Consider the following 11,796-nt stretch of genomic DNA (forward strand, 5'->3'; position numbering starts at 1 on the left):
CTCCCACCGTTCCAGTCGCCGAGTCAGGCCGCGGCCGCCCCACCGGCGATCATCGTGCTGATGTCGAGGACGACCTTGCCCTCCAGTGGGCCGCGGCGCGTCATGTGTTGGTCCTCCCCTGATCGAAGCGGCGTTCGACGAGGTTGGTGACGCCGTTGAGCAGCAGCCCGATCACGGTGGCGACGACCGCGGCCGCCATCACGCCGCCGGCGTCGAAGAATCCGGCGGAGCGGGCCAACAGGCCGCCGAGGCCGCCGGTGCCCTGCAGCATCTCCACGACCAGGACCCCGAGCAGTGCGAACGGCCCGGCGACGGCGAACCCGACGGCGACGTACCCGAGGGTGTGCCGGACCAGCAGCTTTGTCGCGATCTGGCGCCGGCTGGCGCGCATCCGGGCCAACGCCGCCACGGTGCGCTGGTCGACGGTGCGCAACCCGGTGCTCGTGCTCATGAACAGCACCGGGAAGGCCGACAGTGTCACGAAGGCCACGCCGGGGGTCGCGCCGCGACCGAACCAGATGAACAGCAAGGGGACGAGGGCGATTTTCGGCATCGCGTAGAGCGCCGCCACCGCGGGCTCCAGCACCTGCCGGATGGTCGGGTTCCAGTAGAGGGCGAGGGCGGCGATCACCCCGAGGGTGCCACCGAGCAGCAGTGCCACGGTGGCGGTGGCGAACGTGGTCCACGTCGCGGGCAGCAGGACGCCGTCGTCCCACCACTCGCCGAGCTGCACGAGGACCTCGTTGGGTGCGGCGAGGAAGACCGGGCCGATCATCGGGACCAGCCACCACTGCCAGAGCGCCAGCAGTACCGCGAGCGAGACGATCCACTGGACGGCGGTCAGGAGCACTCGCTTCATAGCGTGACCGTCTGGAGTCCGACGCTGGCGCTGTATCGCCGCAGCAGCCGTACGAGCACGATGTCGATCCCGAAACCGATGGCGGCGACGATCGCGATCACGGCGATCGTCCGGGACGGGTCGAGGTTGCCGGCGGCACGTCCGATGAGGCTGCCCAGGCCTCGTTCGGAGGTGATGTTCAGTTCGGCGAAGATGGCGACCGAGTAGGCCAGCGGGATCGCGGTGCGGAACGCTGCGAGCAGGTGCGGCACGGCCGTGGGCAGGGTCAGCGCCCGAGCGATGAACAGCGGGCCGGCGCCGAAGCGGCGCAGCGCGACCGCGCGGTCCTCGTCGACGTCGCGCAGCCCTCGCACCGTGTAGAGGTAGTAGACGAAGGCCACGAAGCTGACCACGAGCCCGATTTTCGACTGGCTGCCGATCCCGAGCACCAGCACGAACACCGAGAGCAGGACAACCTTGGGGATCGCGTACAGCACGGCGAGGATCGGCCGCAGCAGCCACGCCAGTGGCGGCAGCGCCACCGTCAGCGCGGCGACCACTACCCCGGCGGGCAGCGCGATCACGGAGCCGAGAAGCATCTCATAGGTGGTCGCCCACAGGTCGGGGAAGATCGTGCCGGTGGCGAACAGGTCCCATATGTCGACGAGCACCTGGCTGGGGCGCCCGACGAGGTCGACCGGGACGATGTTGCCGGGCAGCGCCTGCCACAGCAGCAGCAGGCCGGCGACCAACCCGACCCGGATGAGGATGATCCGCAGCCGGCCCGGTGCGTCGACCGGCGTCCGGTCCGATGTGGACACCGATGACACGCTCATGTCGCCGGCCGTTTCTCCGGCAGCGCCGCCTGGTCCAGCTCCTTCGACAGCAGGCCCCACAGGTCCGCGTAGAGCTCGTTGAAGACCGGCAGCGCCCGGGTGGCGGCGACGTCGCGGGGGCGAGGGATGTCCACGGTCCGGATCTCCCGCACGGAGGCCGGTCGGTTGGAGAACACCACGATCCGGTCGGCCAGGGCGATCGCCTCGGTCAGGTCGTGTGTGACGTACAGGACGGTGAGTCCGCGCTCCTCCCGCAGGTCGGCCAGCAGTTGCTGCATCCGTACCCGCAGCAGCGCGTCGAGGGCGGCGAACGGCTCGTCCATCAGTAGCACCGAGGCCTGCGACAGCAGGGCCTGTGCCAGCGCCAGCCGGCTGCGCATGCCGCCGGAGATCTGGTGCGGCTTGTACTGCAGGAAGGCACTCAACCCGACTCGGTCCAGCACGCCGACGGCCGCCTCGTGCCGCTCGCGCTTGGACCGCCCGGCGATTTCCAACGGCAGCGCGGCGTTCTGCAGCACGGTCCGCCAGGGCAGCAGGGCGTCCTTCTGCGTCATGTAGGAGACGTCGCGGTTGAGGCCGACGACCGGCCGGCCGCGAAACGAGGTCTGGCCCTGCTGGCCGCGGACCGTACCCGCGACGAGGTTGAGCAGGGTCGACTTGCCGCAGCCGGACGGCCCGACGAGGGCGACGAACTCACCGTCGGCGACGTCGATGTCGATGCCGTCCAGCACCGGCAGCGAGCCGCCTGCGGTGTCGAAGGCGACCCGTACGTCGCTGAAGGCCACCGCGGCCTCCGCTGCCGGGTCGCCGGCAGCGGAGGCGGTCTGCTCAGTCACCGGTCGGCACGTCCAGACCGAGCGTCTTGATGGCCTCGTTGGCGAAGGTGTTGTCGACGAAGTTCTCGTAGCTGACGTCGATCGGCTGCGGCCGGCCGAGGTTTGCCAGCGCGACCCCCTTGTCGAAGCCACCGCGGGTCAAGGCGAACGTCGGCCCCAGGTTGTCGTAGGCGCTCTGGAACACCTTGTCCAGCACCTCGGGGGCCAGCTGCGGGAAGAACTTCTTGCCGACCAACCGCTTGGCCTCATCCGGATTGTCCAATGTGTACTGCCAGCCCTTGGCGAGCCCGGTCAGGAATGCCCGCACGGTGTCAGGGTTGGTCTGCGTGACCTGGCTGGTGGTGACCAACGTGATGAAATCCATCCCCTGGTATTCGGGCAGCTGCGCGTACCGCACCCGGACCACGTCCGCGTCGTCGACGGCGAAGATGGCCGCCGGGACCCAGACGAACGCGTCGACCTGGTTGTTGTTGAACGCCGCCAGCTCCGCGTCGGGGGTGGGATGCGGCACCAGCGTGACGTCGCGGTCGACCGTCAGCCCGCGGGCCTCCAGCAGCCCTTGTGTCTGGGTGTAGACACCGCCGCCGGGGGCGCTCACGGCGATCCGCAGACCGCTGCCACGCAACGCCTTGAGCTGTGCGTCAGCGTCGTCGGTCGGGATGTTCTTCGCCTTGGCGACGTCGGCCCGGATCACCATCTGCAGCTCGGTGGCGTGGCCCAGCGTCGCCACGACCCGGACCGGCGCGCCCTCGGTCGCCGCGTTCAGCGGCACGCTGACGCTGGGCAGAACGAAGTCGGCGCTACGCCCGAGCAGCGCCGGCAACAGGTCGGCACCACCGGCGGACGTGTCGAACGTGACGCTCAGACCGACCTCGTCGAAGTAGCCCAACTCCTGCGCCAGCAGGACCGGTGCGTCGTACGCCTGCGGCGTGCCGAGCACCTTGACCACCGACTTCGACAGCTCACCGGACCGAGCCGCCCCCTCTGGCGGGTCGTCGCCGGTGCCGCAGGCGGCCACCACCGACAACGCCACCGCGACAGTCAATATCGGCGCCAGCCGACGAAAGGGGAACCGCATTGTTAAGCCTTTCGATACCAACACACGGCCCAGCCGTGAATGAACGCAACACGAATCGAGGCGACGGCGACCTGAAATGCCGTGCCTGGCGCGTTCCCGGCGCACCGGCACAACCGGCTGACACACGGCAGCCCACCGCCACCAAGATCGCGCTTATTCCTAGTAAACCGGTAGGCGAAGAGGGAGTCAACGTGCAATGGATCACTCCCGGAGCCGACCCGCGCCCCACACACAAGGACATGCCCGCAGAACGACAGGCTTCCATCCACCACCACCACAGGGACGACCCGCTTTCGGGAGACGGGATCTCGCCGGCCCTATGTCCGAAAAGGACACTCGCCATCCGGGCCCGGACAGGTCGAGCACGCCCCGCACCCTGGGATGGATCCTCGTGGTCGGCGGCGTGAGGTACGTGCTCAGTTCGTTCGTCTTGTACCTCGCCCGCGACGCACAGGTCCTCTTCGACGCGATGGCGTATCCCGCCTCCGTGGGCGAACCCTGGATGGTCGGCTACCTGCTCATCCGCGGCGTGCGCCGGCAGGAACTGGACGAAGCGCCGCCAACCGTTCACACGCCGACGCCGGTGGCGTAGCCCAAGCCGCCTCACCTCACCAGACGAAGTACGTCAGGAAGGTGACGTACTTCGCCTGGTGCCGCTAGCCGATCGCCCGTGGCGGACCAGGGTGCCCGACGGCTAGGGCGAGGCCGTCAGAGTGGGGGGAGGACCTCGGCCACCCGGGTCGCCATCGCTTGGTACCCCGGGGCGTTGGGGTGGAACGAGTCACTCACCGGCGAGGTGAGGCCGTTGGCCCATACACCGCTGGCGCTGCAGAGCCGGTGGCCACGGAATAGCTCCAGCCCGTTGACGTAGATGACACGGGAGTCGCCCGTGGCCAACACGGCGTCCCGGATCATCCTGTCCGTCTGGGCGGTCGCGGTGTAGATCGCTCTCCGTTCGCTTTCGATGAGGTTGCTCCCCAGGTTCGGGCAACGGTCCTGGGCCGGCGGCGGGTCCGCGGAGTCGTCCGGGTTGGGTACGACGGCCGGGTAGCTCAGCACCATGAGTTTCCCGCTGGGGTGCATCTCCGCCCTGATCTGCCGGTACAGGGCCGTGAGCTGGACCTGTACCTCGTAAAGCTCCTGCGGGGTGACCAACGGTCGTCCCGCGGCGGAGCAGTCGGCGCCCAGGTAGCAGCCGGCGAGCTTGGCCGAAAAGCCGAGGTCGTTGCCGCCGATGGTCAGCGTGACGAGCCGGGTGTGCGGCTGTATCGCGTCCAGTTGGGGTGGCACGCCGGGATGCTGGCTCGCGTACAGGTCAGGGATCGTCCCGCCATGGCACGCCGCCAGGGTCGGCCGGTCCACCGGCAGTCCTGACAGGAGTCTGCCAGCGATGAGGTTGGAGTAGGTCACGGGCGACCGCCGGCACAATTCGTCGGAGTACGGTGGCGCGCCGGTTCCCGAGGAGTACGAGTCACCCAGTGCGACATGCCGGATCACCGGGGGCTGCAGCCCGGTCCCGAACGGCCCGGTGCCCAGCACGATGTGCAGCAGGTCAGTGCCGAGACCCTCGCACAACAGGTAGCGCAGCCCCGGTATGGGGAAGCAGCCGCCCCAGTAGACCCCGATCGGAGCCAACAGGTACAGCTCGAAGGCGATCTCCACGTTGCGGCCGCCGTCGAAGAGCTCACCGGGGATGCGGACGCCGCCCGAGGTCGCGCCGTAGTAGGTCTGCCCGTACGAGAGGGGCGGCGTGGTGTAGAGGAACTGGCCGTCGAAGCGACCGCGGTCGATCACGCCGGTGGCGATGTAGGCCGCGTCGAGCCAGAAGTTGCAGCCGAACTCCGCCACGTAGAAGATGTCCGCCGCGTAGTTGGTCTGGTTGGGGGTGCCGCTGACGGAACTGCTCCGCGTGATCGCCTCGGTGCAGTACAGCCCGGTTGGCGGATCGTCGGGCCCGGCCTGCGGCGACGCCCCGCGCAAGGTCGGCATGTCGGCCTTGCGGATCGCCGCACGGGCCGCTCTGTCCGCCTTGAGCGTGGCGCCGGGCCCCTTCGTCGCGCCCGGCAGCGCCTCGGGCTCGGTAGGGCTCAGCGGTGTCGCGAACGGCGTGATCTTCCTGGTCGTGCGGGGAAGGGTCACCGGATCGGGTGTCTGGATATCGGGCTGCCAACCCTCGCCCCCCGCGGCCGGTAGGGCCACAGCGCCGTCATCGGGGGCCGGCGTCCCGGCCAGCGCGGGTTGTGCGCTGACAAGTAGCCCGCCGATGACCGCAACCGCGGCGAATAACCGCATACGCCGTCCTGGTGACACGGCTCTACGTGATCTCACTGCCACCTCCTGGCTCATGTGATCGCCGTATAACGATCAGCGAAATAGATGCTAGGCAATCGGTAGGCGAGCACAGAACCGTGAAATTACGCAAAGAGGTGCGCGAAAAATCAATCCTCGCCACGCGTGATCTGTAATAGCCACGGCGTATGTGTCCGTAGTGGACTGTGTGCTGAGAGACCTGCGTACCCGGATCGAACTGCGCTCGTTCGCGCTCAAGGTGCTACTGCCCCCGGTGCGGATATCTCGCCGCCGCGGCGCGAGTAAGGCTTGACGGGTTCCAACGGGCTGGGATCATGGTGTCGTCGATGGCGGGGAGGCGAGATGACGGCGACAGAGCGCTCTGGGCCGACCCCTGCCGCCGAGCCTGCGCCGGCGACCCGCCGTGCCGAGTTCGACGCCATCCGGATGCTGGTGGTGCTCGGCTTGGTCTTCTTCCATGCCGCGCTGATCTTCGACACCCGCGACGACTTCTACGTCAAGAACCCCCAGACCACCGAGGCGATCACGTTCGCTGCCGGGTTCGCCGTGGTCTGGGCGATGCCGGCCCTGTTCCTGATCGCCGGGTCCGGGGCGTGGCACTCGCTGCGCCGCCGTGGCCCGGCCGGGTTCGCTGTCGAGCGTATGTTGCGGTTGGGAGTGCCGTTGCTGTTCGCGACGGTGGCGATCCTGCCGGTGCCGCAGTGGCTGCGACTCAAGGCCGCCGACCCGGGTTACGGAGAGTCGTATCCGCGGTTCTGGCTACGGTTCTTCGACGTTCGCCTGAGCCTGTCGGACTTCCCGTTCATGGTGCGGGGCGAGTTCTTCGAGAGCGGGCATCTGTGGTTCGTGGTGCTGCTGCTGGCGTTCTGTCTCATGCTGGCGCTGGCGGCCCGGCTTCCGAGCGGGCGGATGAGCCGGGTCCGCGACGCTGCCGCCGCCGCGGTGGCGCGGCGTGGTGTGGTGTTGTTGCCGGCGATCCCGGTCGCTGTGGTCGCCGCGGTGCTGGGCATGGAGGAGACGTTCGCGGGCTGGCACCGCTGGGCCTACCTGCTGTTCTTCTGCTACGGCCTGGCTTTGGCATCCGATGACCGGTTCCGGCACGCGATGCGCCGCGACGCGGTACCGGCGGCGGTCGCCGGGCTGGTCCTGTTCGGCGCCTCGGGGATCGCGTTTGGCACCCTGGGCGGCGACCCGTTCACCGACACCACGATCCCTGCCGGATTGGCGCGGCTGTCGTTTGGCGCCGCCGGCTGGTGTTGGCTGGTCGCGATCCTCGGCCTGTCAGACCGCCGTCGACCGGCGCGGCCGCGGGCAACCACCAAGGAGCCGCCGCGGGGCCGGCGGCGGGTCTATGCCTACCTGGCGGAGGCGGTCCTGCCGCTCTACGTCCTGCACCAGCCGATTGTGGTGGCGGTCGCCTACATCGTGGTGCGTTGGCACATGCCCGCCCCAGTCAAATACGTCGTGATCGTCGCGGTCTCGTTCGTCATCATGTTCACCATCTATGACCTGCTGGTCCGGCGCACCCGACCGACCCGCTTCCTGTTCGGCATCCGCAGCGACCGCACGCACCCGCGACCGGGCACTTCTTCGGCACAGTGAGGTTTCCTCGGACCGGCCGCGGTCAGCTCTCGGCGGCGACGTACTTGCTGTTGATCGCGGCCTTGAAACAGCCACCGCTATGCACAATCCAGTCGGTCGGGTGAGGGTAGCCCTACCATCGATATGCCGGGTGGCGTCAGTGAGTTCGGGGATGTGTCGGGCGGCCGTACGGCAAGCGCCGCGGCTCCCCGCACGACTGGACCGGGCCTGAAGGCTCGTTACGCCGGTTCGATCGGCAGCCAGAGTTCACAGGTCGCGGTGCTGAAGTCGTCCGCACGCTCAAGCACCGCGACGATCTCCGGACCTGGCCGCAGACGCCACGGGTTGGAGGGGAACCACTCGGTCGCGGTCGCGGCCCAAGTGTCCTGCAGGGTCTGTGGATGCGGCCCCGCGGTCTGGAAGACCGCCCACCTGCCGGCCGGGACCTCGATGGTGTCGAGGTCGTCGGGGATCGACGCTTCCAGGGAGACGGCGACCCCGTGGAGGTAGGTCAGTTCGCTGCCCTCGGCGCGGTCGGGGTCGAGATCGTCACTGACCGCGAGCAGGCCCGTCGGCTCGGTGTCGCCGAGGGTCTTCAGACGCAGGTGCTCCTGCTTCGGCAGTGCGGCGATGTGCTGCTGGATGTGCGGGTTGGTGCCCTGGTGGATCAGCGGTACGCGGGCGGCGTGCCCGACGAGCCTAAACGCGGGGTGGTCGACGATACGGACGTCCATGCGGTTGCTCCCTTCGACGGTCAGGCGGAACCTGAGCTGTGGTTGTGTGCGAAGGGGGCCTCCGTCGCGGCGCACATCACCAGGGCCGGCCCCGTGGACCGCCCGGAACGCCCGTCCGAACGCCTCGGTCGAGCCGTATCCATGCCGGACGGCGATGCTCAGCAAATCCTCGTCGCCTCGGACGACGTCGGCGGCGGCGACGGTCATGCGGCGGCGGCGCGCATACTCCGACAGCGGCATGCCGGCCAACGACGAGAACATCCGCCGGAGATGGTGTTCGGTCGTGCCGAGCGCCTGGGCCACACCCTTGACGTCGAAGTCCTCGGTGAGGTGCTCCTCGACAAGGTCGACAAGCCGGTTGAGTGCCGAGATCATTGGCCTCCTTCTGACCTCAACCTTGACCGAAGGCGCACCGGCTGCGCCCGATCGCCGCGGCCCGATCCGATCGCCGGCGCCTCGTGGACCAGTGCGTCGTTCGTGAGAGCGTCCACCATAAACAGCGCGAAGTCCACGCGACGCGTGAGGTTGCTCGTGAGCATGGGGAAGCCAACGATCCAGGCCGTTTCGAGCCGAGGGCGTCTGACCGAAAGTATGAGGGCGGAGCATCCCCGCGTGCGCGGGGAGCACGGGTGCCGCTCCTGGCTCTCTGCCCCGTTACCGGGACCATCCCCGCGTGCGCGGGGAGCACGGGCTCCCCGAATCGCCCCCACTCGGCCATGTGGGACCATCCCCGCGTGCGCGGGGAGCACCTACGTGGCCTACAACACGTTGAAGGCGGCGGCGGACCATCCCCGCGTGCGCGGGGAGCACACGGTTCAACTTCGCCAGCAGCGCGTTTGCCTGGGACCATCCCCGCGTGCGCGGGGAGCACGGGATGCATCGCCGTCACTCGGTTTCGTAGGCGGGACCATCCCCGCGTGCGCGGGGAGCACGGTCAGGGACTGGCTGACGCTCGACTCGACCAAGGACCATCCCCGCGTGCGCGGGGAGCACGAGTTGCTCGTGGTGCTGTGCCTGTTCTGGCAGGGACCATCCCCGCGTGCGCGGGGAGCACGTCGACCGGCGATGCCGCAGGAACACCCGGTACGGACCATCCCCGCGTGCGCGGGGAGCACTGGCCGGCAACCAGGAGGACGTGACGAACTTCGGGACCATCCCCGCGTGCGCGGGGAGCACATGTCGCCCGACGTCATCGACAACCGATTCACGGGACCATCCCCGCGTGCGCGGGGAGCACACGCCGTTGTCGAGCAGGAGTTCCCAGACGACGGGACCATCCCCGCGTGCGCGGGGAGCACAAGCGCGCCTCCTCGGACATGTCGTCCAGCGAGGGACCATCCCCGCGTGCGCGGGGAGCACCCGGCGGTCGTCCCAACCCCCCGGTGGGACGCGGGACCATCCCCGCGTGCGCGGGGAGCACGTGATCCGTTCCGGCAACACCGTCTCGGAGTTCGGACCATCCCCGCGTGCGCGGGGAGCACCCGCCACCGGGCCGGTGGGCCACCCACCACCCCGGACCATCCCCGCGTGCGCGGGGAGCACGCCCCGCTAGAAGATTCACGCGCGCCCGCGCCGGGACCATCCCCGCGTGCGCGGGGAGCACCTTCACCCGGCGGTCGAACATCTCGGGCAGGTCGGACCATCCCCGCGTGCGCGGGGAGCACCACATTTCCGGCGACACGCGGCGGTGCCACGCGGGACCATCCCCGCGTGCGCGGGGAGCACGAGACCTTCCAGCGGAGCCTCCCGGACGCCACGGGACCATCCCCGCGTGCGCGGGGAGCACGAGAGCGTCGGGCATCGCGGCGACGCCCTCCAGGGACCATCCCCGCGTGCGCGGGGAGCACTACGGCGAAACCGGTGCGAAGAAAGCAGCAATGGGACCATCCCCGCGTGCGCGGGGAGCACGATCTTGCGTCCGACAAGCCGGCGACGGAGCCGGGACCATCCCCGCGTGCGCGGGGAGCACGAACCTCCTGGCCAAGGATCTGGCTAAGCCTGGGGACCATCCCCGCGTGCGCGGGGAGCACGTCCTTGAGCGCCAGCCGCCGCTCGTAGGCGAGGGACCATCCCCGCGTGCGCGGGGAGCACTGGCCCCTGAGCACCACGGTGACGACTTCGAGGGGACCATCCCCGCGTGCGCGGGGAGCACGTCAGCTCGGTGGTCCGGGAGTGTGCCCAGCCGGGACCATCCCCGCGTGCGCGGGGAGCACGAGCGCCCCTTCTACCGCGAGGGGCGGTACATCGGACCATCCCCGCGTGCGCGGGGAGCACCAGAGGCGGCCGGCTTCGTCCTGGACGGTGCCCGGACCATCCCCGCGTGCGCGGGGAGCACACCGGGGCGGCGTAGTCGTCGCCGGCCTGAAGAGGACCATCCCCGCGTGCGCGGGGAGCACACCCCTGGCGCGACCGTTGATGTGCTGGAATCCGGACCATCCCCGCGTGCGCGGGGAGCACCCGGACGGAGCCTTGCCGAGCCGGCCGGGCCGGGGACCATCCCCGCGTGCGCGGGGAGCACGGGGCGCTGCGCCGCGCCGGCAAGGTCGACCTGGGACCATCCCCGCGTGCGCGGGGAGCACGTCAGCCAGTGAGAAGGTCTGCATTCGGCGACGGGACCATCCCCGCGTGCGCGGGGAGCACCCTCGTGCGCCTGGACAAGCTCCCGCCACTCTCGGACCATCCCCGCGTGCGCGGGGAGCACAACGATGGCGACCCGCGCACCTCCGGCCCCGGCGGACCATCCCCGCGTGCGCGGGGAGCACGGCGCGGCGGGGAGCTGGTGGCGTGCGTGCTGCGGACCATCCCCGCGTGCGCGGGGAGCACGCTACGCGGATGTCCGCGATGCCCGGGGTGGCGGGACCATCCCCGCGTGCGCGGGGAGCACATTCGGCCACGCGGCCTTGATCTCGATCGCCAGGGACCATCCCCGCGTGCGCGGGGAGCACCAAATCGGTGTTGAACGTCGCGAACCACAACTCGGACCATCCCCGCGTGCGCGGGGAGCACATCTCGCGTGCTGGTATGCGGAGCGTATGCGGAGGACCATCCCCGCGTGCGCGGGGAGCACGGAAGCCAGCGACTACCGGACCGGGCGCTACCAGGACCATCCCCGCGTGCGCGGGGAGCACGCTCCTGCCCTACGTCAGCCAGCGCAACCACGTGGACCATCCCCGCGTGCGCGGGGAGCACTCACCCGCGTTGCGGGGTTCGCCCCGCCCTTCAGGACCATCCCCGCGTGCGCGGGGAGCACTGGATTGAGCGGCACTGCGTCATCCCGGACCGGGGACCATCCCCGCGTGCGCGGGGAGCACGGCCCTCAGTACGCCGATGCACTCCGCTGCCGTGGACCATCCCCGCGTGCGCGGGGAGCACGTCCAGAACGGCGCCAACATCGACGTCGGCCTGGGACCATCCCCGCGTGCGCGGGGAGCACTTGGGTGTGATCTCACCCTCTTCGTCGGCCCACGGACCATCCCCGCGTGCGCGGGGAGCACACGTCGCCGTCTCCGAGGGTGTAGACGATGCGGGGACCATCCCCGCGTGCGCGGGGAGCACCCGTTCGAAGCCCGCTGGGTCAGCGGCG

At 69.8% G+C, this 11,796-nt stretch carries 8 protein-coding genes and 1 CRISPR repeat array; of the genes, 2 read left to right on the plus strand and 6 right to left on the minus strand.

All coding sequences use genetic code 11. From position 1 onward, the window contains the following. Positions 1-100: 100 nt before the first annotated feature. The 4 genes from ACFFIA_RS23085 to ACFFIA_RS23100 are packed head-to-tail and all read right to left on the minus strand — an operon-like array spanning position 101 to position 3,543. Entirely contained in the window at positions 101-859 is a 759-nt protein-coding gene (locus tag ACFFIA_RS23085; RefSeq protein ID WP_377253709.1) for an ABC transporter permease, read from the minus strand. After that, positions 856-1,659, minus strand: coding sequence for an ABC transporter permease (locus ACFFIA_RS23090; RefSeq protein ID WP_377253710.1), 804 nt, complete (start codon positions 1,657-1,659; stop codon positions 856-858). The genes ACFFIA_RS23085 and ACFFIA_RS23090 overlap by 4 nt, the downstream gene beginning before the upstream one ends. 11 nt (positions 1,660-1,670) lie before the next feature. Continuing rightward, the gene (locus ACFFIA_RS23095; RefSeq protein ID WP_377253711.1) at positions 1,671-2,510 is read right to left on the minus strand and encodes an ABC transporter ATP-binding protein; all 840 of its coding nucleotides are present in this window, start codon (positions 2,508-2,510) and stop codon (positions 1,671-1,673) included. Further along, entirely contained in the window at positions 2,503-3,543 is a 1,041-nt protein-coding gene (locus tag ACFFIA_RS23100) for an ABC transporter substrate-binding protein (RefSeq protein WP_377253712.1), read from the minus strand. Before ACFFIA_RS23100 ends, ACFFIA_RS23095 begins: the two co-directional genes overlap by 8 nt. A 364-nt stretch (positions 3,544-3,907) precedes the next feature. On the opposite strand from ACFFIA_RS23100, the gene ACFFIA_RS23105 reads away from it, so the two are divergent. Further along, positions 3,908-4,180, plus strand: coding sequence for a DUF4386 domain-containing protein (locus ACFFIA_RS23105; protein ID WP_377253713.1), 273 nt, complete (start codon positions 3,908-3,910; stop codon positions 4,178-4,180). 116 nt (positions 4,181-4,296) lie between these two features. Here the strand turns inward: ACFFIA_RS23105 and ACFFIA_RS23110 are convergent, their stop codons facing one another. After that, positions 4,297-5,727: an SGNH/GDSL hydrolase family protein gene (locus tag ACFFIA_RS23110; protein ID WP_377253714.1), complete on the minus strand. Its 1,431-nt coding sequence runs from the start codon at positions 5,725-5,727 to the stop codon at positions 4,297-4,299. Between the two features lie 513 nt (positions 5,728-6,240). Between ACFFIA_RS23110 and ACFFIA_RS23115 the strand changes: the two genes are divergently transcribed. After that, positions 6,241-7,500: an acyltransferase family protein gene (locus ACFFIA_RS23115; protein WP_377253715.1), complete on the plus strand. Its 1,260-nt coding sequence runs from the start codon at positions 6,241-6,243 to the stop codon at positions 7,498-7,500. Positions 7,501-7,718: 218 nt separating this feature from the next. Here ACFFIA_RS23115 and ACFFIA_RS23120 read toward each other — a convergent pair whose 3' ends face one another. Continuing rightward, on the minus strand, positions 7,719-8,588 hold the full coding sequence (locus tag ACFFIA_RS23120; RefSeq protein ID WP_377253716.1) for an AraC family transcriptional regulator: 870 nt from the start codon (positions 8,586-8,588) through the stop codon (positions 7,719-7,721). Between the two features lie 224 nt (positions 8,589-8,812). Further along, a CRISPR array of direct repeats spans positions 8,813-11,768; the repeat unit is 28 nt; unit sequence GGACCATCCCCGCGTGCGCGGGGAGCAC. Positions 11,769-11,796: the final 28 nt, after the last annotated feature.

The sequence above is a fragment of the Phytohabitans kaempferiae genome (assembly GCF_042433955.1).
In the GTDB taxonomy this organism is placed as follows: Bacteria; Actinomycetota; Actinomycetes; order Mycobacteriales; family Micromonosporaceae; genus Phytohabitans; species Phytohabitans kaempferiae.

Bases quoted from the DNA above. Each gene is read 5' to 3' on its own strand.
- ACFFIA_RS23085 (WP_377253709.1), bottom strand. From the start codon at position 859: ATGAAGCGAGTGCTCCTGACCGCCGTCCAGTGGATCGTCTCGCTCGCG.
- ACFFIA_RS23105 (WP_377253713.1), top strand. From the start codon at position 3,908: ATGTCCGAAAAGGACACTCGCCATCCGGGCCCGGACAGGTCGAGCACG.
- ACFFIA_RS23115 (WP_377253715.1), top strand. From the start codon at position 6,241: ATGACGGCGACAGAGCGCTCTGGGCCGACCCCTGCCGCCGAGCCTGCG.
- ACFFIA_RS23120 (WP_377253716.1), bottom strand. From the start codon at position 8,588: ATGATCTCGGCACTCAACCGGCTTGTCGACCTTGTCGAGGAGCACCTC.